Below are 21,928 nucleotides of genomic sequence, written 5' to 3' on the forward strand. Positions count from 1 at the left end.
CGGCTGCTGTGTGCGCGCCGAACACACCCTGGTGCAGGGTGGAGAACCAGCAATGTGCGGCTGGTGAGCGCTCCGGGTGTTTCCCGGTCTGTGCAGGTGATTCGGGGGCCTCCGGCAAAAGGTTTGGACCGATCTGTCCTCGTTACCGGTCTGTGACCTTCGGGCCCTGGACGCGACCAGACGACGGACGGGAGGCCCGGTGCCAGCTGGCACCGGGCCTCCCGTCCGTCGTCGACGTGCGTTCAGAACGCCTTGCCGGGATTCAGGGTGCCCGCCGGGTCCAGGGCGTCCTTGACGGCACGGTGCATCGCGAGGACCCGCTCGCCCAGCTCCTGCCGCAGGCCGGGCAGCTTGAGCAGGCCGACGCCGTGCTCACCCGTGACGGTGCCGCCGAGTGCCAGGCAGTCCGCGACGATCTGGTCGAACGCCTGCTTCGCACGGGCCTTCGCGGCCTCGTCGCCCTCGGGAGCGATGATCAGCGGGTGCAGGTTGCCGTCGCCGGCGTGCGCGATGTTCGCGATGGTGACGTCGTGCGCTGCCGCCGTCGCCTGGATCCGTCGGAGCATCTCGGGCACCGCGCTGCGGGGCACGCAGATGTCCTCGGTGAGCACCGGTCCGAGCCGCTCGAGTGCCGGGTACGCGAGTCGCCGTGCCTGGAACAGCCGGTCGATGTCGTCGGGGTCCGTGGCGCGCTCGACGTCGGTGCCGCCGGCCTGCGCGAAGACGGCTGCGACCTGGTCGGCGAGCTCGTCCCCCGCGGCACCACGCTCGTCGACCCGGGCCAGCAGCAGGGTGTCGACGTCGGACGGCAGCCCGAGGTGCATCCAGTCGTCGACGGCCCGCAGGCAGGTCCGGTCCACGATCTCGAGTGCTGCGGGGATGATCCCGGCACGCGAGATCGCGGCGACGGCGTCCCCGGCGGCGCTGAGCGAGGGGAAGTACCCGATCACAGCACGTTCGTCGCGTCCGGCCAGGGGGAGCAGCTTGACGGTGACCGACACGACGATGCCGAGCGTGCCCTCGGACCCGACCATCAGGCCGGCCAGGTCGTACCCGGCGACGCCCTTCGCCGTGCGGCGTCCGAGCTCCACCACGGAACCGTCGGCCAGCACCACGGTCATCCCGAGCACGTAGTCGCGGGTGACGCCGTACTTCACGCAGCAGATCCCGCCGGCGTTCGTCGCGACGTTGCCGCCGATCGTCGAGATGGCCGAGCTCGCCGGGTCCGGCGGGTACCAGAGTCCGTGTTCCGCGACGGCAGCCCGCAGTGCGTCGTTGACCACACCGGGCTGGGCGACGGCGTAGCGCTCGTCGGTGTTCACCTCGAGCACCGCGTCCATCAGCTCGAGGGACAGGACGACCGATCCGGCCATCGCGTTCGCCCCGCCGGACAGCCCGGTTCCGGCGCCGCGCGGCACGACCCGCACGCCGACGGCTGCCGCCCACCGGACGGTGGCGACGACGTCGTCGGTGCTGCGTGCGAGGACGACGGCGAGCGGTGCGGTGGAGTCGGCCCACTCGGCGTCGTCGTGGCGGTACTGCTCGAGCGACGCCGGGTCGCGGAGGACCTGGTCCGGCTCGAGCAGATCGTCGAGGGCGGCTGTGTCGGCGGCGTGACTGACGGTCATCGGTTCGGGGGTCCTTCCGGGCGCGGCGGTGCGGCGCCGACGACGATACCGCGCTGAGTGGACGACCCGTGTCGCCTGCCAGGGACGCCGGACGACGGTGAGGCACGCGGCGGATCCGTCGCGGTGAGCAAGGAGGCCCCATGTACTTCCACGCACAGACCTGGATCAACGAGATCGCCGACGGCGAGCCCGACCCGGCAGCCGCCAACGCCCTGCAGGAAGGGCTCGGCGGGCAGTTCGGCGAGATGCGCACGATGATGCAGTACCTGTTCCAAGCGATGAACTTCCGCGGCCCGGCGGCGAAGCCGTACCGCGACCTCATCCAGGGCGTCGGCACCGAGGAGATCAGCCACGTCGAGCTCATCGACACCACGATCTCCCGCCTGCTCGACGGCTCGCCCGAGTACACCGGCAAGCTCACCGACCCGCTCGACAAGCCGGGTGCGAAGGGTGCGACGCCGCTCAGCATCGCGCTCGACACGAGCAACATCCACCACTACCTGGTCGGGGCCCAAGGTGCCCTGCCGGTCGACGCGGCCGGCAACCCGTGGAGCGGCAGCTACGTCTACAACTCCGGCAACCTGCCGCTCGACCTGCTCTACAACCTGATGCTCGAGTCCACCGGTCGGCTGCAGAAGTGCCGGATCTACGAGATGACGGACAACCCCACGGCCCGCAGCACCGTCGCGTACCTGATCGTCCGCGACCAGGCGCACGAGAACGCCTACGCGAAGGCGCTCGAGACCCTCGGCGTCGACTGAAAGACCCTGCTGCCGATCCCGAAGACGAACGCCGAGCGGTTCCCGGAGGTCAAGGAGCTCCTGGACCTCGGGCTGCAGAGCAAGCAGTACAGCTTCGACCTCGACGGGGCGTCCGAGGCGGGCAAGATCTTCCGCGGGGCGTCACCGTCGAAGGACGGCACGGACCTGACGGCGACCGAGCAGGCCCCGGCCGGCGTGCCGTCGTTCATCGCTCCGGAGCGCCTCGAGGAGTTCGCTCCCGGGCTCGACGCCGACCTGCTGGCGCTCATCCAACAGACCGCCGAGCTCGAGCTCGACGCCGTCGAGGTGAGCACGTACGGGCCGGTGGCCTGAACCTGCGGGGGCTCGCGGATCAGTCGAGGCAGAACTCGTTGCCCTCGACGTCCTGCATCACGATGCAGGACTCGTTGACCTGATCCGCGAGCATGCGGCGGAACTGCGTCGCGCCGAGCGCGACGAGGCGAGCGCTCTCCGCATCGAGCGCTGCGAGACGTTCCTCGCCGACAAGACCGGTGCCGACCCGGACGTCCAGGTGCACGCGGTTCTTCACCGTCTTGCCCTCGGGCACCCGCTGGAAGAACAGCCGCGGCCCGACGCCCGTCGGGTCGACGCACGCGAAGGCGGAGTCCTGGTGCTCGGGCGGGAGCGAGGCGTTGAACGCCCGCCAGTCGTCGAACCCGGGCGGGGGAGCAGGCACCTCGTAGCCGAGCACCTCGCACCAGAACCGGGCGACCCGCTCCGGCTCGGCGCAGTCGAACGTCACCTGGACCTGTCGCACCGTTGCCATGCGCGCCAGGGTAGGCGCGCGGCGCGGGTCGCGCGCACCCGTTCTGCGACGGACTACGAGTCGTTCGACGCGTGCACCGTCGGAACACTCGTGTTCCGACGCCGGAACAGAAGTGTCAGTCAGTGCTTCCCGCGGAGGCGACCGATGCCGAGGACGATCGCCACGACGACCATGCCGAGGACGACGCCGGCGACCGCCGAGACCGCGGTGTCGACGATCCACGTGATGACCGGGCCTGTTGCCTCGATCGCGTGCTCGATCGTGTGCAGCAGGTCGTACGGGCCGTGCCAGAAGGTCTCGGCGAGGTTCGCGATGACCAGGTGCCCGCCCACCCAGAGCATGGCCACGGTGCCGATGACGCTGATGACCCGGAAGACGGTCGGCATCGCCCGCACGATCCGCGCTCCTGTGCGACGGGTCCGGCGGACCGAGTTCTTCATCATCTGCAGACCGACGTCGTCGATCTTCACCAGCAGGGCCACCGCGCCGTAGACGACCGCGGTCATGACGAGCCCGATCACGATGAGGGCGCCGAGTGTCGGCCAGAGCCCGAGGTCGGGGTCGAGGCCGGCCAGGGCGATGAGCATGATCTCGGTGCTCAGGATGAGGTCGGTCCGGATGGCGCCGAACACGAGCTTCGGTTCGGTGACCGAGTCGGTGGAACCGGCGCCGTGGTGGACACCGAACCACTCGGTGACCTTCTCCGCGCCCTCGAAGCACAGGTACGTCCCGCCGATGAGCAGGAGGTACGGCAGCACCCAGGGCGCGAACGCGGTGAGCAGCAGCGCCAGCGGGATGATGATGATGAACTTGTTGAACAGGCTGCCGAGCGCGATGCGCCCGACGACCGGCAGTTCCCGGGCCGGCGCGAGTCCCTGCACGTACTGCGGCGTGACCGCGGCGTCGTCGATGACGACCCCGGCGGTCTTCGCACTCGCCTTCAGGGCCGCGGAGAGGATGTCGTCCACCACGGCGAGCAATCCGACTGACATGACTTCGTTCTCCGCTCGTCCGGGCCTGTGACGGTGCTCAGCGTAGTGGGCGCGGCCGACCCTGAACGCCGCCGGGGCACCGTCCGTAGGCTGACGGCATGGCTGACTTCACCGCTGCACAGGCCGCCGTCGTGCGGATCGAACGCGCCGAGGAGGGGCGTTGGGACCTCACGGTGATCAGCGACTCGGGCGTGAAGATGGGGCACGGCGTGTACCTGTTCGACGCCGCGCACGACGACGCCGAGGACGAGCAGGCCGCCGCACTCGACTTCGTGCGCGAGTACGGCTTCCGGTTCGAGCGTGACGCCGTGCAGGCCGACGGCGCGGACGCCTACTGGGCGCCGCTGCTGCCGTCCGACCAGCAGTAGCCGGCTACAGGGACGCGATCAACCGCTCGACCCGCATCCGGATGTCGTCGCGGATCGGGCGGACCTGCTCGATCCCCAGCCCGGCCGGGTCGGCGAGGTCCCAGTCCTCGTACCGCTTGCCGGGGAACACCGGGCAGGCGTCCCCGCAGCCCATGGTGATGACGACGTCCGACTCGCGCACGGTCTCGGTCTCGAGCACCGCCGGCCGGGCGTCGGCGATGTCGATGCCCTGCTCGGCCATGGCCTGCACGGCAACGGAGTTGACCTGCTCGGCGGGCTCGCTGCCGGCGGAGAACACCCGGACGCGGTCACCGGCGAGGTGCTGCAGCCACCCCGCGGCCATCTGGGAGCGTCCGGCGTTGTGGACGCACACGAACAGGACGGCGGGGCGGTCGGTCATGCGCCCATCATCCCAGCGCTGACGCCTCGAACCCGATCAGCCACGTGACACCGAACGCGTCCCGCACGGTGCCGTCCCAGTCGCCCCACGGCCGTTGCTGCAGTGCATCGACGACCGAGCCACCCTCGGCGAGCGCGTCGAACCACCGCCGCAGCACGTCGGGTTCTTCGGCCCCGAGGAGCGAGAACAGCAGGCCGGTCGCCACGAACGGCTCGTCGGTTTCGCTCGCGTCCGCGGCGAAGAGCTGCAGCCCGCCGGTGAGCTGTCCGTGGGCGACCGCGGCGGCGGGGCCGTCGGTCCGTGAGAAGTCGGCGTAGGTCGCGATCTGTACCTCGCCGCCGAAGACACCCTGCCAGTGCTCGAGGGCCTGCCTGGCGGTGCCGGCGAACTGGAAGTACGGCGACGGTCCGGTGACGTTCATGCCCGGACGATACCGCTGGACGACGGCGCGCGTCCGCTCGTCAGGCGCTCGGTGCGATGCCGTCGAACGCGCGTCGCAGGATCGCGGCCGCGTCGGGGTCGTCGCCCGTGGCCCAGGTGGTGATCGCCACGTCGAAGCAACCGAGGGCTGCCTGCACGAGGACCCGTGCCCGCAGGTCGGCGTCGGGCCCGTGGAGCTGCTCGACGACGAGGGGCGTCAGGACGTCCGCCCAGGCCTGGTGCTTCTCGAGGTTCCGTGCGCGCAGTGACGCGGTGCTCGTCATCACGCGGACGGACCGTCGACCGGTCTCGGGGTCGTCGGTGCTGCCGCGCTCGAGCATCTCGGCGAACGCCTCGCGCAGCGCGGGCCACACCGGTTGGGTCGTCGACCGCGACCGGAACGCCTCGGCGAGGGCGTCCCGGTGTCGCGCGGGGTCGCCGATGACGGCGTCCTCCTTCGCGGGGAAGTACCGGTGGAAGCTCCGCGCCGAGATCCCCACCTCGGCGGCGACCTGCTCCACGGTGACGTTGTCGAACCCGTTGGTGTCGAACCGCTCGAGGGCCACGGCGGCGATGCGCGCGCGGACGGCATCGCGGGTGATGTCCCTCAGGCCGGTTCGCACGTCGCTCACGGGGCCGATCGTACCGCGACGTCATCTTCGGTCCAAGTTGTCAGACTCTGACAGTAATGGCGTACAGTGCCACTCGCATGACCACCACACGTCACGAAGGGACGGCACCATGCAGCAACGCACCCTCGGCCGACAGGGCCTCACCGTCAGCGCCATCGGCTACGGCGCCATGGGCACCACGTTCGCGTACGGACCCGGCGACGACACCGAGTCCGTCGCCGCGATCCGGCACGCCCACGAACTCGGCGTCACGCACTTCGACACGGCCGAGCTGTACGGCTGGGGGACCGGCGAGCGGCTCCTCGGCGCGGCGCTCGCCCCGATCCGCGACGAGGTGACGATCGCCACGAAGTTCGGGTTCACGCCCGAGGCCTACGCGCCGGACTCCCGACCGGAGCACATCCGGCAGGTGGTGGACGCGAGCCTGCAGAACCTCGGCACCGACTCGATCGACCTGCTCTACCAGCACGTGCACGACCCGGCTGTCCCGATCGAGGACGTCGTCGGCGTGATGCAGGAGTTCGTGCAGGCCGGCAAGGTCCGGTACCTCGGCCTGTCGAACACCGATGCCGACCAGATCCGCCGCGCGCACGCTGTGCACCCGATCTCGGCGTTCCAGACCGAGTACTCCGTCTTCTCGCGGGAGTCGGAGGCGCTCTTCCCCCTCGTCGACGAGCTCGGCATCGGCGTCGTCGCGTACTCGCCGCTGGCGCGCGGGTTCCTGAGCGGTGCCGTGCAGCCCGCGAGCGCCTACGCGGCCGACGACATCCGGCAGCAGCTCGAGTGGTGGGCGCCGGAACACTTCGACGCGAACGTCGCCGTCGTCGCCGCACTCACCGAGATCGCCGACGCGAAGGGCGTCTCGCTCTCGCAGCTCGCGCTGGCCTGGATCCTGGCGAAGCGCGCCGACCTGGTCCCGATCCCCGGATCGCGCAACCCCGGACGCGTCGCCGAGAACGTCGCCGCCGCCGACGTGCGGCTCACTGACGACGAGGTGGTGCGCATCGACGCGCTGTCGCGCGACGTCCGTGGGAAGCGCGCGATGGGCTGAGCCCGGCCGGGTGTCGGACGGGAGGCCCGTGGCGCGCCCGCCACGGGCCTCCCGTCCGTCCGGTGGTCGTGTCCAGGGCGCGTCTCAGGCGAGCAGGGCGAGCGCGCGGTCCACGACGTCCTCCGGTCGGCCGTCGCCGTGCAGCGCCCACCAGGTGAGGGCCGCGCTCGCCGCGGCCGCCAGGGCGTGCGCGCGCACCGACACCGCGAGGTCGTCGGGCGTCGCGCCGTCCCGCTCGGCCACGAACCGGACGATCGCGTCGGTCAGGGTCGTGACCGTGGCCGCGCCGACGTGCTCGAGCGAGGGGTTGGCGCGGATGACACGGAGCCGGTGGCGGGTGACCTCGACGGCGTCGTCGGGGAAGGTCGCGCCGATCCGGTACGCCGCGCGGAGGGCGTCCGACGACGACTCCGTGGACGGCCGCTGTCGGAGCGCGTCACCGAACCGCGAGGCGAACTCGTCGAGCCCGCCCCAGACGAGCGCCGCCTTGTTCGGGAACAGCCGGAACAACGACCGACGGCTCACCCCGGCAGTCGCGGCGACGTCGTCCATCGACACGGCGTCGAAGCCCTGCTCGTCGAACAGCCGGAGCGCCACGAGGGACACCGCGTCCGGGTCGATCGTGCGGGGGCGTCCCGTCGGTCGATCGCTCGTCGGCCGGTCGCTCGTCGGGCGCATGGAGTCCTTTCGGCACTGAGTGCTATAACCATCGTGGCGCAGCGAGCGCCTCTCAGTGAGGAGACGACATGACCGACACCACCGCCGGACGTTTCACCGGCAGGACCATCATCGTCACCGGGGCGGGTTCCGGCATCGGACGCGCCACGGCGACGCGCATCGCGAACGAGGGCGGGCGGGTGATCGCGACCGACGTCGTCGCCGAACGCCTCGACGCGCTCCGCTCCGAACTCGACGGCCTCGAACTCGAGACCGTCGTCGGCGACGTCGCCGCCACCGAGACCATCGACGCGCTCATCGCGGCCGCGGGTGAGCGCATCGACGGACTGGCGAACGTCGCCGGCATCATGGACGCTTTCCTTCCGCCGAGCGAGGTCGACGACGCCACCTGGGACCGCGTCTTCAGCGTCAACGTCACCGGACCGATGCGCCTCACCCGCGCCGTCCTGCCGCACATGATCGCCGCCGGCCGCGGTGCCGTCGTGAACGTCGCCTCCGAGGCCGCACTCCGCGCCTCTGCAGCGGGTGCCGCGTACACGGCGTCGAAGCACGCGATCGCCGGGTTCACCAAGAGCGTGGCGTTCTTCCACGGGCCGCAGGGCATCCGGGCCAACGCGGTCGCGCCGGGCGCGGTCGCGACGAACATCGAGGCGCCGATGCGCAGCGAGTACGCCGCCAGCCGGGTCGGCCCCATCATGCAGGTCGCCATCCCGCCGGTCGCGCAGCCGGAACAGCTCGCCGCGGCCATCACCTGGCTGCTCAGCGACGACTCCGCCAACGTGAACGGCGCCGTGCTGCCGAGCGACGGCGGGTGGTCGGTCGTCTGACGAAGATGCTCAGGTACGAGTAGAAATCTACTAGAAGTGGTAGATTTCTACTCGTATCCGATCGGAGGTTCCGATGCAGTTGCAGTCCCCCTTCGCGACGGTGACCACCTCCGTGGACGGCGATGTTCTCGCCGTGTTGGCACGGGCGCCAGGACCGATGACGATCGCGGCCATCTGCAGCCTGGTGCCGGACCGGTCGTACGCCGGGGTCCGGAACAGTGCGGATCGGCTGGTCGAGCAGGGTGTCGTCGACGGGCACCGGACCGGACGGACGAAGTCGTTCAGCCTGAACCGGGAACACCTCGCCGCCGATGCGATCACCGCACTGGCCGATCTCCGGCGCGCGTTCCTCGAACGACTCCGATCCGGCTGTCGATCGATCCCCCTCCGGTACGCCGCGCTCTTCGGATCCGGCGCCCGTGGTGAGATGCGGCCGGACAGCGACCTCGATGTCTGCTTCATCGTCGAGCACGGCCGACGTGCGGAGGCAGAAGACCAGATCCACGCGTTGTGCCGTGCGGCCGGTCGGTGGACCGGGAACGCCGTGCGGCCGGTCCTCTTCGACGAGGACGAGATCGACGGCGCCGACCCGCTCCTCGCATCGGTTGCCGGGGACGGGATTCCCATCGCAGGCGATGGTCGATGGCTGTTCCGGAAGCTCCGTACCCTGACCGTGCTGACGAGCGACGGCGGGTGGTCGGTCGTCTGAGGCGGGACGCGCCGCCTACACTGCCGACATGACCGAGGTCCCCGTCGCGCGCTCCGAGTGGGGCCGGTTCGCCCCCGACTCCGTCGAACGCCGGATGCTCGAGCACACCGGCACCGCCCTCGGCCTCGTCCTCCGCCCGCGCACGGTCGTGCTCGACCGCGCCCGGGTCGAGGTCGAGGGCATCGACGACGCCGACCGCGTCGTCGTGCAGCTCGTCGCGAACCAGGGCGCCTACAAGCCCGCCTGGCGCAACAAGGTGATGGCTGACCTGTTCAAGCTGCTGTGGCTGCGGCAGTCGGTCCCCGGCGTGGACCGAGCAGTGCTCGTCGTCGCCGAACCCGCGGCGAGGGCGCTCGCCGGGTGGGTGGCGGTGGCCGCCGAGGACCTCGGCGTCGAGGTGCTCGTCTGGGACGGGCAGACCGCGGTGCCCTCGCCGCGCTGAGCGCAGTCGACCCGACCCGCGCACTCGTTCACACGTTCGCAACACATGTGGTCCGACTCCGTAACACGGGCGTCCTAACCTCATCACCAGCAGCGGATTTCCGCGTCGCAGACCAACCCGAGCTCGCGACGCACGCTCTCCGCCATACGAGACCGAGCCTGCGTGCTCGCCGACGGTATGGAGGAACGGATGACCACATCAGCGGTCCGCGTGGACGCGGTGCGCAAGGTGTACGGCAGCGGCCCGAGCGCCATGGTCGCGCTCGACGACGTCGAGTTGACCATCGAGCCCGGGAAGTTCGTGTCGCTCATCGGCCCGAGCGGCTGCGGGAAGTCGACGCTGCTCCGCCTGGTGGCCGGGCTCGAGCCCGCCGACCGCGGTGACGTCCGGGTGCACGGTGTCACGCCGGCCCAGGCCTGCGCGGCGAAGCTCATCGGACTCGTGCCCCAGGCACCGGCGCTGCTGCCCTGGCTCACCGTGCTGCAGAACGTGTCGCTCGCCGGGCGCGTGAACCCGGGTGCCGGCCGCCGCCGCGCCGCCATCGAGGACCTCGAGGAGCGCAGTACCGGCACCGGCCCGGACATGCGCGAACTCCTGCGGATGGCGGGACTCGGCGAGGCGATGGACAAGCTCCCCGCACAGCTGTCCGGCGGCATGCAGCAGCGTGCCGCGATCGTCCGGGCCTTCGGCCTGCGCCCCGACGTCCTGCTGATGGACGAGCCGTTCTCGGCGCTCGACGAGTTCACCCGCGAGAGCCTGCAGGACCAGCTGCTCGACCTGTGGGACGAGCTGCGCACGACGGTGCTCTTCGTGACGCACTCGGTGTCCGAGGCCGTCCGGATGTCGGACACCGTCGTCGTGATGGCGCCGCGCCCCGGCCGGATCGTCGACGTCATCGACATCGACCTGCCCCGCCCGCGCAACCAGCGATTGTTCGAGGAACAGCGGTTCCACGAGTACGAAGACCTGGTCAGGACCCGGTTGCACAGCGCCTGGCGCATGACCGATGCGGCCTGAGGGAGACGGGACCATGAGCGCCACCACCACCTCCACGCCCGCCGCGACCGCCACCGCAGCCGACGCAGAACGACGCACCGCCCGCCGACCGGTGCCCGGTTGGCTCCGACCGACCGTCTGGTTGCCCCTCGTCGTGATGCTCGCCGTCCTGGCGGTGCTCTGGCAGATCGGCGCGACGGCGATGCCGTACCTGCTGCCGCCGTTGCCCGCGGTGGGGGAGACCCTCGCCACGCAGCTGCCCTACTACCTGCAGAACGCCGGCATCACGCTGGCGGAGTCGCTCGTCGGCCTGGCCATCGGGTTCCTCGCCGCCTTCGTGCTCGCGGTGCTGACGAGTGAGCTGCCGATCGTCCGCCGTGCGGTCATGCCGATCGCCATCGTGCTGAACGTCACGCCCCTCGTCGCGATCGCCCCGGCCCTGGTGGTCGCGTTCGGGTTCGGTCCGCTGCCGAAGCTCGTCATCACGGCGCTCATCTGCTTCTTCCCGATCCTGATCAACACCGCCGCGGGCCTGCGGTCCGTGCCGCAGCCCGTGCTGCAGGTGTACAAGACGATCGATGCCTCCCGGTTCGAGATGCTCGTGCACCTGCGGATCCCGAACGCCCTGCCGTTCGTGTTCGCAGCCCTGCGGATCGTGTTCCCGCTGTCGATCATCGGCGCGGTCGTCGCGGAGCTGTCCGCCTCGGGTTCGACCGGCGGCCTCGGCACCGTGATCAGCACGGCGTCATCCATGAACCAGCTCGACGTCGTCTACGCGGCGATCGCGATCCTCGCGGTGATGGGCGTGGTCCTGCTCGGACTCATCACGGTCGTCGAGCGGCGCGTCCTGCACTGGCACCGCACCGCGAACGACTGACGCGCGGTCCGCCGGCCGCACCACGCGGCCGCCCCGCGGCCCTGCCGCACCACCCGCCGGCGTGAGCCTGCCCGCGCGACGTCAGCCGCGCCTCCAGGCCGACGTCCGGCGACCCACCGAGCCCACAGACCCACCCGCATCACCTGCCCGCACCCGCCCTGCACCACCCATCCCTTCCCACAGGAGTGACCATGCAGCACAGCACCATGCAGCACCGCACCACGCACCGCACCAAGGCCGCCCTCGCGGCCCTCGCCACCGCCGTCGTCGCCCTCGCGCTCACCGGCTGCAGCACCGGCTCGAGCGCCGGCACCACATCGTCCGAGGGCAGCGCGATCTCGGCCGAGCGGTGCAAGGAGAACCAGGACGCCGGCAAGATCACCTACCTGTCCGGCTACCAGTACCAGTCGTCGGCGTCGATCCTCGAGTACATCGCGGCGGACGAGCTCGGCTACTTCAAGGACCTCTGCCTCGACGTGACCCTGAAGCCGGGCTCGGGTGACACCGCCCAGAACACGAAGCTCCTCGCCAGCGGCCAGGCCACCGTGTCCGCCGTCGCCGAGCAGGACCTCATCCAGGCCCGCGCGAACGGCATCGACATCACCGGGATCTCGTCGTACTCGAACGCCGGCCTCGACGTCCTGATGACGAACAAGGACATCACGAAGCTGCCGCAGCTCGACGGCCAGGTCGTCGGCCACAAGGGCTACGTCCCCGCCTCGGTCCGGGCGATGATGGAGAAGGCCGGTGTCGAGTGGGACTCCCTCACGCTCGTCAAGGAGGGCTACGACCCGTCCGTCCTGCCCCGTAAGCAGAACGGCCTCGAGGCGCTGACCGGCTTCGTGTCGAACGAGCCGAACCTGCTCAAGGCCGCCGGTGACGACGTCACCGTCTGGCAGCCCGTCGACTACGACATCCCCTCGTCGATCGGTGCGATGGCCGTGAACCCCACCTTCGCGAAGGCGCACCCGACCGCGGTCGAGGACGTCCTGCGCGCAGCCCTGCACGCCTACGACTTCTGCTCCGCGAGCGAGGCGAAGACCAAGCAGTGCGTCGGGTACGCCGCGAAGCTGTCCGGCGCCACCTACGACACCGCCCAGAACACCAAGATCTGGACCACCGAGACGAAGGTCATCGCGGACAACCCGACGCCGGACCAGCCCCTCGGCGGGATCGACCCGGAGAACGTGACGAAGCTCGTCGACATGCTGCACCAGTTCGACATCGTCAAGAGCTCCGTGACCGCCGACGACGCGAAGAGCTGGTTCACGAACGAGTACATCGACGCCATCACGAAGGACGGCGAGACCGTGTGGCCCGCACCGTGAGTCCCATCGTCACCGAGTGTTCCGCAACGACCAGAAAGGCGGCGTGAGATGCCCGCGAAGGAGTACGGGATCTTCCTCCCGATCGGCAACGGCGGGTGGATGCTCTCCACCACGGCACCCCACCCCGAGGCGACCTACGCGTGGAACAAGCGCGCGGCGCTGCACGCCGAGACGATCGGCCTGGACTTCGTGATGTCGATGGCGAAGTGGCGCGGCTTCGGTGGCTCCACCGACCACTGGGGCCGCTCCCTGGAGTCGATGACGATGATGGCCGGCATCGCCGAGGCCACCGAGCGCGTCAAGATCTGGGCGACGATGCACGCCAACGTCCACAACCCTGCGGTCGCAGCGAAGATGTACACGACGCTGCAGGACGTCTCCGGCGGCCGGGCCGGCATGAACATCGTCAACGGCGCCTACGCGGCGGAGTTCGAGCAGTTCGGGATCTGGGACGCGGCCCTCAGCCACGCCGACCGGTACCGGATGACGGAGCTCTGGACCGAGGCGGTCACGCGCCTGTGGACCGAGGACAGCGTGACGATGCACACGCCGTACTTCGACCTCGACGCGTGCGAGTCCCGCCCCCACCCCGCATCGCGGCCGACCATCATCAGTGCCGGCAAGTCCGAAGCGGCCCGGGCGTTCCAGGCGAAGCACGCCGACGGCGCCTTCCTGGCAGCGGACAGCCTGGACGAGATGCGCGACCTGTCCCGCGACGTCCACGACCGCGCCGCCGCCGAGGGACGCGAGTGCCGCACCTACTCGATGCTCACGGTCGTGCAGGGCGAGACCGACGCCGCCGCGCAGCGGAAGGTGCGCGAGTGGGGTGCCGGCGTCGACCGCGAAGCACTGGCCTCGATGCGGGCGTCGTGGGGCGTCCCCGCCGAGCAGGCGCGTGCCTGGGCGGACGGTGCTGCCGGTGAGGACGCGTTCCAGACCGCGTACGTCGCCGGGTCCGCCGAGACCGTCACCGAGCACATCGAGTACATCGTCGACCGGGGCGAGCTCGACGGCCTGATGCTGATCTTCCCCGAGTACGACCAGGACATGGTGCTGTTCGGGGAGACCGTCCTGCCGGCGCTCCGCCAGCACGACGCGGCGGTCGTCCGGTGACCGGGGGACTCGACGCGGGTCGCGACCCGCGGCTGGCGCAGTTGCTGTCTGCTCCGCTCCGCCCCGCGCTCGTCGTCGTCGACGTGCAGCGCGACTTCGGTGAGCCGGCGCGGATCGCCCCGTACGGACTCGACGACCGCGCGTCCGTCGCCGTGGACGCCGCCGTCACCCGCATCGGCTCGCTCGTCGCCGAGGCGCGCGCAGCGGGCGTCCCCGTCGTCTGGGTCGAACTCGGCAGCGACCCGGCCCGGCCGTGGCGCTCCAGCACGTGGCTGCGCGGCGGTGACCCGGACGGCCCGATGCCGGACGACGAGCCGTGCCGGATCGGCACGGAGGGCGCCGAGTGGTACCGCACGGCGCCCGAGCCCGGTGAGACACGCGTCGTCAAGCGCGGCTACAGCGGGTTCCTGGGCACCGACCTGGAGGCCCGGCTCACCGCCGCAGGGATCGGCTGGGTCACCGTCGTGGGACTCACGACCGAGTGCTGCGTCCTCGCCACCGCACAGGACGCGATGCAGCTCGGCTGGCCCGTGGTGGTCCCGCAGGACGCCACCGCCGCGTACGACACCGACGTGCACGACGCCGCACTCACCTTGATCGACCTCAACGTGGGCGTCGTGACCGACGCCGACGAGACGGTGGCGCTGTGGCGCGCGGCTGCTGACGCTGCTGCGTCTGATGCTGCTGCGTCTGCGTCTGCTGCGTCTGCGTCTGCGTCTGCGTCCGCTTCGCCGGTGGGTGCCCGATGAGCGGCATGCACCTGGCCTACGACCTGTCCTTCACCCACACCGAGGGGCGGTGGGCAGCGGCCGGCAGCTGGGTCGGCCAGGACTTCCCCGACGTCCGCATGTACATGGAGGTCGCCAGGACCGCCGAGCGCGCAGGCGTGGACATGCTGTTCTTCGGCGACGGGTCCGGTGTGCCGAGCACGTGGCGCGGCAGCATCGACCCGGCCGTCGAGTGGGGCATCCAGTGGCCCCGGCAGGACATGTCGCCCGTGATCGCCGCGATGTCCACCGTCACGGAGCACATCGGGTTCGGGCTCACCTACTCGTCCACGTTCACCCACCCCTTCTCCGTCGCCCGACTGCTCAACTCGCTCGACCACGTCACCGGCGGGCGGATGGCGTTCAACGTCGTCGCCTCGTCGCGGGGCGCGGACGCGGCGAACTACGGGTCCGACCACCTGATCGACCACGACCTGCGGTACGAACGGATGGAGGAGTTCATCGGCGTCTGCCGTGCGCTCTGGGACTCCGTCGCCCCGGACGCGATCGTCCGCGACCGCGCGACCGGCCGGTTCGCCGACCCGGCCGGGGTCCACCCCATCGACCACGACGGCCGCTTCTTCAAGGTGCGCGGCCCGCTCGCGAGCGTCCCGAGTCCGCAGCGGCACCCCGTCGTCGTGCAGGCCGGCAACTCGCCGCGCGGCATCGCCGCCAGCGCGTCGTTCGCCGACCTGGTGTTCGGGTTCGGGTCGAGCGTCGCCGGACAGCTCCGGCACCGGAACGCCCTCGACGCAGCGCTCACCGACGCCGGTCGGGACCCGTCCGGCGTCGGGATCCTCTGGGCGACCCAGGTCATCGTCGGGGCCACCGACGCCGAGGCCGCCGCCCGCCGTGACTCGCTGCTGTCGTTCTGGAACCGCGAGGCCGTCGGCACCTTCATCTCGCACAACGCCGGGTACGACTTCTCCACGCTCCCGGAGACGTTCCGCCTCGGCGAGTTGCGCGACGAGATCGTCGCCGCGCAGGCGAGCCCGGCCGGCCTGGTCGGCAGCCTGGTCGCCGAGTTCGGCGAGGACCACACCATGGACCGCGACGACTTCTTCGAGCACGGCTGGCGTGCCGCGACGGGCCTCGACCACATGCTGGTCGGCGACGCCGCGGGGGTCGCCGACGCCCTGCAGGAGAACTTCGCGGCCACCGGCGGACGCGGCGGCTACATGCTGTCCAGCCCGCTCGGCATGCCCACCGGGTTCGCCGACCTGAGCGAGCTGCTCGTGCCGGAGCTGCGTGCCCGAGGTGCCCTGGCGCCGCGGTACCCGGGGTCGACGCTCCGCGAGAACCTGGCGGTGTGAGGTGACCCCGGCCCGTCGGTGGCTCGCGCTCGGCGGGCTCTGCCTCGGCTTCTTCATGCTGCTGCTGGACAGCACGATCGTGTCCGTCGCCCTGCCGGACATCGGCAGCGACCTCGGCACCGACGCGTCGCTGTCGGTCTGGGTGAACAGCGCCTACCTGTTCGCGTTCGCCGTGCCGCTCCTCGTCGCCGGACGGCTCGGCGACCGCTTCGGGCACCGCCGGGTCTACCTGCTCGGGCTCGCGGTGTTCACCGTCGCGTCGGTCGGGTGCGCGTTCGCACCGGGGATCGGCGCGCTCATCGTCTGGCGCGCCGTGCAGGGCGTCGGTGCCGCGCTGCTGACACCCCAGTGCCTGACCGTGATCCGCTCGTTGTTCGAACCACCCCGGCTCGCCGTCGCGCTCGCCGTCTGGAGCGCCGGTGGCGGCGCGGCGACCGTCGCCGGCCCGATCGTCGGCGGCGTGCTCGTCGAGGCGTGGGGGTGGCCGTCGGTCTTCCTGGTGAACGTGCCCGTCGGCATCGTCACCGCCATTGCCGTGCTGCGGTTCGTGCCGGTGTCCCGACGCATCGCGGTGCCCCTGCCGGTGCTCGCCGTCGTCGGGGTGACCGCCGGGGTGTTCGCGGTGGTCGTCGGTGTCCAGGGCACGGGCGACGGCGTCCTCGCCGCACCCCTGCCGCGGGTCGGTCTGGTGGTGCTCGGCGCACTCGTCGTCGCTGCGGTGCTCACGGTGCAGCGCCGCGCGGGGGACCGGGCGCTCGTCCCGCTCGGGTTGTTCCGCGACCGCGGGTTCGTGACCGGCTCGTGGGGCGCGACGGCTGCGTCGTTCTGCGTCGGGTCGGCGCCGATCCCGCTCATGCTCGACCTGCAGGACGGACGTGGTCTCGGACCGGGTGCCGCGGCCCTCGTGCTCGTGCCGATGGGGGTCGCCTGCCTGGCCGCCGCACCGTTCGTCGGCCGCACGACGAACACCGCGGGTCCCCGTGCGACGGCGACCATCGGCGCCGTCCTGCTCGTCGTCTCGGTGGCGCTGACCGCCGTGCTCATCGGGACCGCCGCACCCCTCTGGGCGGTGGCGACGGCGTTCACCGGCTTCGGGGTCGCGAACGCGTTCGTCTGGTCGCCGTTCTCGCTCGCGGCGGTGCTCGGGGCCGGACCGGCGACCATCGGTGCGGCGTCGAGCACCTTCAACACCGTGAAGCAGCTCGGTGCCGTCCTGGGCAGCACGGTCACCGCGGTGCTGCTCGCGGTGTCGCCCGACGCGGTTGCCCTCGGTGCCCTGGCGCTGGCGGCCCTCGGGGCACTCGTGGCGGCGGCGTCCCTGCCAGGGCGAGCGCCGGCGGTCCTGACCGGCGCGGTCGTGCACGGCGCCGGGGTCGGGCACGGGCTCGGGTTCCCGACCGCCAACCTGCTGCCCGACGACGCGGGCGCTGTTCCGTCGGACGGGGTCTACGTCGGCTGGCTCACCGCGCCGACCTGGTCCGGTGCCCGTGAGGCGCTCGTGTCGATCGGCAGCAACAGCACCTTCGCCGACCGGCCGCGCACCGTCGAGATCCACGTGCTCGACTTCGACGGCGACCTGTACGGCACCCCCGTCGAGCTCACCGTCGGCCGTCGGCTCCGGCGGCAGCGCACGTTCCCCGGGCCGGACGCCCTCGTCGCCGCGATGCGTGCCGACGAGCGCCGTGCCCGCACCCTGCTCGCCCGCTCCTGAACGAAGGAACCACTATGCAGCACGACTTCACCGACGACCCGTTCGACATCCGCGAGGCGATCGCCGAGGTCCCCTCCGTCGTGGCCGCCATCGCCGCGCGGGTCGACGGCGTGCCGGTCGTCATGGTGGCGACGTCGTTCACCGTCGGGGTCTCGTACGACCCGCCGCTCGCGACGATCGCCGTGCAGCACTCGTCGACGACCTGGCCGGACCTGGCCGGTGCGCCGGTGCTCGGCATCTCCGTGCTCGCCGAGGGCCACGCCGAGCAGACCCGTCAGCTGGCCTCCCGCGATCGGTCGCAGCGACTGGTCGGCGTGCCGTCCACGGACACCGGGGCGGGAGCGATCCTGCTCGACGGCGCGCACTCGTGGCTGGAGTGCTCGGTCGAGGCCGTCCACCGTGCGGGCGACCACGACATCGTGGTGCTGCGGGTGCTCCGCTTCGCCCGCGACTCCGCCAACGCCGCGCTCGTGTGGCACCGGCCAGCTCGGCGGCGAGCAAGCGTCGCCACCGCCTGACGTTCTTTCCCAGAACGCGTGCGATGGGAAGCGGAATCGGGCGTACCTGGTCAGAAGTTCCGACCCGGTACGCCCGAAACGACTCGGTACGCGGCACGACCCCGTCAGGAGGCCAGCGCCGCCATCTCGCGCACCACGGCCCGGAGCCGCACCGCGAGCTCGTCGTTGTTCCGCACGGAGTCGCGGTGGGCGGCCTCGCTGAGCGCCGACATCACGAGCGTCACCGCCGTGCGTGCGGTCTGGTCGTCGGTCCTGGTGCCCACGACGCTGAGCAGGGACTGGCGCGACTCGGCCATCCACTGCATCACCATCGACGACATCTCGGGCCGGAGGACCAGCAGCTCCTTCATCCGGCGGCGGTCCTGGGACAGCGGTACGGTCGCCGCGACGAGGGTGCAGAGGTCGTCGACCAGGCCGCCACGAGCCTCGGTGAACCATGCTGCGGAAGGCTCCGGGACCTCGACGGAGTCGAGTCCGAGGGCGGCGTGCGCCTTGGACGAGAAGTAGTTGAAGAAGGTGCGGGGCGAGACGTCGGCATCGGCGCAGATCTGCTCGATGGTGACGCCGTCCAGCCCGTGCGCGGACACCAGCGTCAGGGCCGCGTCGTGCAGCGCCTGCCGGGTCTGCTGCTTCTTGCGCTCCCGCAGGGTGCACGGCTCCGTCGCCACTGCAGCTGCCGGGGTGGTGATCACGTGGACTCCTGGTGGTGGGGGTTGGTGGGCCGCCCGTGCCGGAAAGGGGGCACGGCACGGACGGCCCGGTCGGTCACCGACGGTGCGTCGGCGCGGATCCGGTCGAACCCGATCCGGTGGGCACCGATCCGGTCGGCACGGACCCGGTCATCGGACCGGTGAACGAGCCGGCGTCGGCAGCGGCGGCACCGGCTTCGGCCTCGAGCTGGGCCTCGGCGGACAGGTCGGCACGCTCCTGCAGGGCGGAGCGCTGGCGCAGCGGCGGCACCCGGAAGAACCAGGTGAGCACGAACGCGAGCAGGATCACGCCGAGGCCGACCCAGTAGATCGTCACGGACGAGGCGTTGAAGCCCGCCATGAACGGCCGGGTGAGGCGGCTGTCGGCACCGGTCAGGAACGAGGTGTCGTTCGTGCTGGTGGCGCTGTCGCTCGTGGTGTCGCCGTCGTCGATCTTCTTCGCGAGCTCCGGGGTGAGCTCGTCGACCCAGTACGAGCGCTGCGAGGCGTTCGACCAGTCGACGGACACGGTGCCGTCCTGCACGCTGGCGTGTGCCTGGTCGGCGACCTGCTCGAGCGCGGACTGCTCGGCCGCCGGCGTCGCCGCTGCGACCTGCTGGTCGATGACGGACTGGGCCGAGGCGGCGGGGACCGCACCGGCGGCGACCTGCTGCTGCACGGCTGCCGTGACCTGCTCGGTGACCGCGGCGTCGGCGGCCTGCGTCGCCTTCGCCGAGGCAGCGTCGAGCTGCGACTGCACGGCCTTCGTCAGCGGGGTGACGACGGGCGTCCAGATCTTGTCCATCGCGCCCTGGTTCGCCTTCGCACTGGCGACGGTGGGGTTGAGCGCGGCGTCGAGCGCCGGGCCGAGGTCCTTCTCGTTCGCGGTGGCGTGCAGGATGTTCGCCGGCATCACCGAGAACAGGATGGACAGCAGCACGGCGGTGCCGAGCGTTCCACCGATCTGCCGGAAGAACGTGGCGGACGACGTGGCGACGCCCATGTCACGGGCCTCGACGGAGCCCTGCGAGGCCAGGGTCAGCGACTGCATGACCGAGCCGAGGCCGAGGCCGATCAGGAACATGCCGATCATCAGGAACCAGAGCGGCTTGTCGATCGACATGAAGGTCAGGACGACGTAGCCGGCGGACACGAGCGCGGTGCCGATGACCGGGAAGACCCGGTAGCGGCCGACGCGGGCGACGATCTGACCGCTCGTGATCGAGGCGATCATGAGACCGCCGACCAGGGGCAGCGTGGCGAAGCCGGACTCGGTCGGGGTGAGCCCCACGACGATCTGCAGGTAGAGCGGGATGGTGAGCATCGCACCGAACATCGCGAAGCCGACCAGGAACCCGATGACGGTCGCCATCGAGAACGTGCCCGAGCGGAAGAGCTTGAGCGGGATGATCGCCGCGTCGCCCATCTTCGACTCGATGAGCAGCAGTCCGATCAGGCCGACGACCCCGACGACGTAGCAGGCGATGGCGGCGGGGGAGCCCCAGCCCCAGATGCGGCCCTGTTCGGCGACGAGCAGCAGCGGCACGAGGGTGACGATGACGGCGGTCGCGCCCCACCAGTCGACCTTGGGCTTCGCGTCGTCGGCACTGTGCACCTTCGGCAGGTGCAGGAAGACGATGACCATGAGGAGCGCGGCGACACCGATCGGCACGTTGATCAGCAGGACCCAGCGCCATCCCGTGATCCACAGGATCTCGGAGGAACCGGCGAGCAGCCCACCGATGAGCGGCCCGATGACGGACGAGATGCCGAACACGGCGAGGAAGTAGCCCTGGTACTTGGCACGTTCGCGCGGGGCGAGGATGTCACCCATGATCGCGAGCGGCAGCGACATGAGCGCACCGGCACCGATGCCCTGCACGGCGCGGAAGGCCGCGAGCATGAGCATCGAGGTGGACATCGACGACAGGACGGCGCCGAGGATGAACACGACGATGCCGAAGATGTAGAGGGGCCGGCGGCCGAAGATGTCGGAGAGCTTGCCGTAGATCGGCGTCGCGATCGTCGAGGTGATCAGGTAGGCCGTGGTGACCCAGGCCTGCTGGTCGAGGCCGTGCAGGTCGTCGCCGATGGTGCGGATCGCCGTGCCGAACACCGTCTGGCCGAGGGACGACAGGAACATGCCCGCCATCAGGCCGTAGATCACCAGGAGGATCTGGCGGTGGGTCATCAGGGGCTGCGGGCCGGTCCCGCCGGAGGCTGCTGGGGCCTCGGCGGTGTGCCGACCGTGCTGCACCTGGACGGGTGCGGTGGCGGTCATCGAACTCCTTTTTCGTGCTGTGTAACTTTGCAGACCGCGCAACGATACATCTGTTGCTTCCAGCAAGCAACTAAATGTGCCCACTACGCTGGCCCCATGTGCGACGACCGGCGTGCCGCCGAGCGACTCCTGCGATCCCAGCTCGACCGGCTGTGGGTCCGGCAGACCCTGCGTTCCTCGCTCATCGAGTCCAGCGGCGGCCTCGACCCGACCGCGCGGGTGATCCTGCGAGCCGTCGCCGGTCACGGACCCGTCCGTGCGACCGCGATCGCCGACGCGACGGGCCTGTCCCGCCCGGTGATCAGTCGCCGAGTGGCGTCGCTGGTCGAGGCCGAGCACCTGGTCGGCTCGCCGGACCCCGCCGACGGCCGAGCGACCCTGGTCTCGCTCGCACCCGCGGGCAAGCAGTTGCTCGACCAGCTCGACGCCGCCGGTGCCGAGGTCTTCGACGACCTCACCGAGGAGTTCGCCTCGGATGAGCTGCGCTCGCTCGCCGAGATGCTCACGCGACTGAACGACCGGGCCGACGCGGTCCTCGGGATCGGCACCACGCGCCCGTGACGTGACCAACAAGAGGACGGGAGGCGCGGGGCGGGCCCGCCCCGTTCCTCCCGTCCGCACGCCCTCCGGTCACTGCGGA

General features: G+C 71.0%; 23 protein-coding genes and 1 pseudogene. 15 read left to right on the plus strand and 9 right to left on the minus strand.

Annotation, left to right across the window (positions count from 1 at the left end; genetic code table 11):
• Positions 1 to 242: 242 nt before the first annotated feature.
• On the minus strand, positions 243 to 1,628 hold the full coding sequence (locus EDF23_RS15610) for an FAD-linked oxidase C-terminal domain-containing protein (protein ID WP_131922201.1): 1,386 nt from the start codon (positions 1,626 to 1,628) through the stop codon (positions 243 to 245).
• A gap of 140 nt (positions 1,629 to 1,768) precedes the next feature.
• Between EDF23_RS15610 and EDF23_RS15615 the strand changes: the two are divergent.
• Positions 1,769 to 2,722: pseudogene (locus tag EDF23_RS15615) on the plus strand (manganese catalase family protein).
• A gap of 19 nt (positions 2,723 to 2,741) precedes the next feature.
• Here EDF23_RS15615 and EDF23_RS15620 read toward each other — a convergent pair.
• On the minus strand, positions 2,742 to 3,176 hold the full coding sequence (locus tag EDF23_RS15620; protein WP_131922203.1) for a VOC family protein: 435 nt from the start codon (positions 3,174 to 3,176) through the stop codon (positions 2,742 to 2,744).
• Between the two features lie 119 nt (positions 3,177 to 3,295).
• A complete protein-coding gene (locus EDF23_RS15625) occupies positions 3,296 to 4,168 on the minus strand; it encodes a DUF808 domain-containing protein (RefSeq protein WP_123294644.1) in 873 nt (290 codons plus the stop codon).
• Between the two features lie 98 nt (positions 4,169 to 4,266).
• Here EDF23_RS15625 and EDF23_RS15630 point away from each other — a divergent pair, with 98 nt between their 5' ends.
• Positions 4,267 to 4,536 (plus strand): hypothetical protein, encoded by a 270-nt coding sequence (locus tag EDF23_RS15630; RefSeq protein WP_131922205.1) that lies wholly within the window; start codon positions 4,267 to 4,269, stop codon positions 4,534 to 4,536.
• Positions 4,537 to 4,540: 4 nt separating this feature from the next.
• On the opposite strand, the gene EDF23_RS15635 is transcribed toward EDF23_RS15630, so the two are convergent.
• Genes EDF23_RS15635 through EDF23_RS15645 form a run of 3 tightly spaced genes read right to left on the minus strand, consistent with a single transcriptional unit; the run spans position 4,541 to position 5,988 of the window.
• On the minus strand, positions 4,541 to 4,936 hold the full coding sequence (locus EDF23_RS15635; RefSeq protein ID WP_131922207.1) for an arsenate reductase ArsC: 396 nt from the start codon (positions 4,934 to 4,936) through the stop codon (positions 4,541 to 4,543).
• A gap of 7 nt (positions 4,937 to 4,943) precedes the next feature.
• Positions 4,944 to 5,357 carry a VOC family protein gene (locus tag EDF23_RS15640; protein WP_131922209.1) on the minus strand — a complete coding sequence of 138 codons (414 nt, stop codon included), beginning with the start codon at positions 5,355 to 5,357 and terminating at the stop codon, positions 4,944 to 4,946.
• A gap of 40 nt (positions 5,358 to 5,397) precedes the next feature.
• Complete coding sequence (locus tag EDF23_RS15645; protein ID WP_165901160.1) at positions 5,398 to 5,988, minus strand: TetR family transcriptional regulator; 591 nt, start codon at positions 5,986 to 5,988, stop codon at positions 5,398 to 5,400.
• 109 nt (positions 5,989 to 6,097) lie between these two features.
• Here EDF23_RS15645 and EDF23_RS15650 point away from each other — a divergent pair, with 109 nt between their 5' ends.
• Positions 6,098 to 7,039, plus strand: a complete 942-nt coding sequence (locus EDF23_RS15650; RefSeq protein WP_131922213.1) for an aldo/keto reductase — start codon at positions 6,098 to 6,100, stop codon at positions 7,037 to 7,039.
• Positions 7,040 to 7,123: 84 nt separating this feature from the next.
• Here the strand turns inward: EDF23_RS15650 and EDF23_RS15655 are convergent, their stop codons facing one another.
• Complete coding sequence (locus tag EDF23_RS15655; protein WP_131922215.1) at positions 7,124 to 7,717, minus strand: TetR family transcriptional regulator; 594 nt, start codon at positions 7,715 to 7,717, stop codon at positions 7,124 to 7,126.
• A 68-nt stretch (positions 7,718 to 7,785) separates the two neighbouring features.
• On the opposite strand from EDF23_RS15655, the gene EDF23_RS15660 reads away from it, so the two are divergent.
• The 11 genes from EDF23_RS15660 (at position 7,786) to EDF23_RS15710 (ending at position 18,318) form a co-directional block, all read left to right on the plus strand.
• Positions 7,786 to 8,544 (plus strand): SDR family NAD(P)-dependent oxidoreductase, encoded by a 759-nt coding sequence (locus EDF23_RS15660; protein WP_131922216.1) that lies wholly within the window; start codon positions 7,786 to 7,788, stop codon positions 8,542 to 8,544.
• Positions 8,545 to 8,617: 73 nt separating this feature from the next.
• Positions 8,618 to 9,253 carry a nucleotidyltransferase domain-containing protein gene (locus EDF23_RS15665; protein ID WP_131922218.1) on the plus strand — a complete coding sequence of 212 codons (636 nt, stop codon included), beginning with the start codon at positions 8,618 to 8,620 and terminating at the stop codon, positions 9,251 to 9,253.
• Between the two features lie 28 nt (positions 9,254 to 9,281).
• Positions 9,282 to 9,695, plus strand: coding sequence for a hypothetical protein (locus EDF23_RS15670; protein WP_131922220.1), 414 nt, complete (start codon positions 9,282 to 9,284; stop codon positions 9,693 to 9,695).
• A 189-nt stretch (positions 9,696 to 9,884) separates the two neighbouring features.
• Positions 9,885 to 10,712 carry an ABC transporter ATP-binding protein gene (locus tag EDF23_RS15675; RefSeq protein WP_123294748.1) on the plus strand — a complete coding sequence of 276 codons (828 nt, stop codon included), beginning with the start codon at positions 9,885 to 9,887 and terminating at the stop codon, positions 10,710 to 10,712.
• A 13-nt stretch (positions 10,713 to 10,725) separates the two neighbouring features.
• On the plus strand, positions 10,726 to 11,568 hold the full coding sequence (locus EDF23_RS15680) for an ABC transporter permease (protein ID WP_207895513.1): 843 nt from the start codon (positions 10,726 to 10,728) through the stop codon (positions 11,566 to 11,568).
• A gap of 191 nt (positions 11,569 to 11,759) precedes the next feature.
• Complete coding sequence (locus EDF23_RS15685; RefSeq protein ID WP_243648955.1) at positions 11,760 to 12,896, plus strand: ABC transporter substrate-binding protein; 1,137 nt, start codon at positions 11,760 to 11,762, stop codon at positions 12,894 to 12,896.
• Positions 12,897 to 12,944: 48 nt separating this feature from the next.
• Positions 12,945 to 14,009, plus strand: a complete 1,065-nt coding sequence (locus tag EDF23_RS15690) for an LLM class flavin-dependent oxidoreductase (RefSeq protein ID WP_111086881.1) — start codon at positions 12,945 to 12,947, stop codon at positions 14,007 to 14,009.
• Positions 14,006 to 14,758 carry an isochorismatase family cysteine hydrolase gene (locus tag EDF23_RS15695; RefSeq protein WP_131922222.1) on the plus strand — a complete coding sequence of 251 codons (753 nt, stop codon included), beginning with the start codon at positions 14,006 to 14,008 and terminating at the stop codon, positions 14,756 to 14,758. Before EDF23_RS15690 ends, EDF23_RS15695 begins: the two co-directional genes overlap by 4 nt.
• On the plus strand, positions 14,755 to 16,089 hold the full coding sequence (locus EDF23_RS15700; protein WP_123939121.1) for an NtaA/DmoA family FMN-dependent monooxygenase: 1,335 nt from the start codon (positions 14,755 to 14,757) through the stop codon (positions 16,087 to 16,089). The genes EDF23_RS15695 and EDF23_RS15700 overlap by 4 nt, the downstream gene beginning before the upstream one ends.
• A gap of 1 nt (position 16,090) precedes the next feature.
• Positions 16,091 to 17,800, plus strand: coding sequence for an MDR family MFS transporter (locus EDF23_RS15705; RefSeq protein WP_243648956.1), 1,710 nt, complete (start codon positions 16,091 to 16,093; stop codon positions 17,798 to 17,800).
• 14 nt (positions 17,801 to 17,814) lie between these two features.
• Positions 17,815 to 18,318 (plus strand): flavin reductase family protein, encoded by a 504-nt coding sequence (locus EDF23_RS15710; RefSeq protein WP_131922224.1) that lies wholly within the window; start codon positions 17,815 to 17,817, stop codon positions 18,316 to 18,318.
• Between the two features lie 104 nt (positions 18,319 to 18,422).
• Here the strand turns inward: EDF23_RS15710 and EDF23_RS15715 are convergent, their stop codons facing one another.
• Positions 18,423 to 19,010 carry a TetR/AcrR family transcriptional regulator gene (locus EDF23_RS15715; RefSeq protein ID WP_123939119.1) on the minus strand — a complete coding sequence of 196 codons (588 nt, stop codon included), beginning with the start codon at positions 19,008 to 19,010 and terminating at the stop codon, positions 18,423 to 18,425.
• Between the two features lie 73 nt (positions 19,011 to 19,083).
• Positions 19,084 to 21,288: an MDR family MFS transporter gene (locus tag EDF23_RS15720; protein ID WP_131922226.1), complete on the minus strand. Its 2,205-nt coding sequence runs from the start codon at positions 21,286 to 21,288 to the stop codon at positions 19,084 to 19,086.
• A 96-nt stretch (positions 21,289 to 21,384) separates the two neighbouring features.
• Between EDF23_RS15720 and EDF23_RS15725 the strand changes: the two genes are divergently transcribed.
• The gene (locus EDF23_RS15725) at positions 21,385 to 21,849 is read left to right on the plus strand and encodes a MarR family winged helix-turn-helix transcriptional regulator (protein ID WP_123294655.1); all 465 of its coding nucleotides are present in this window, start codon (positions 21,385 to 21,387) and stop codon (positions 21,847 to 21,849) included.
• Positions 21,850 to 21,928 lie beyond the last annotated feature (79 nt).

The sequence above is a fragment of the Curtobacterium sp. PhB128 genome (assembly GCF_004340725.1).
Lineage (GTDB): Bacteria > Actinomycetota > Actinomycetes > Actinomycetales > Microbacteriaceae > Curtobacterium.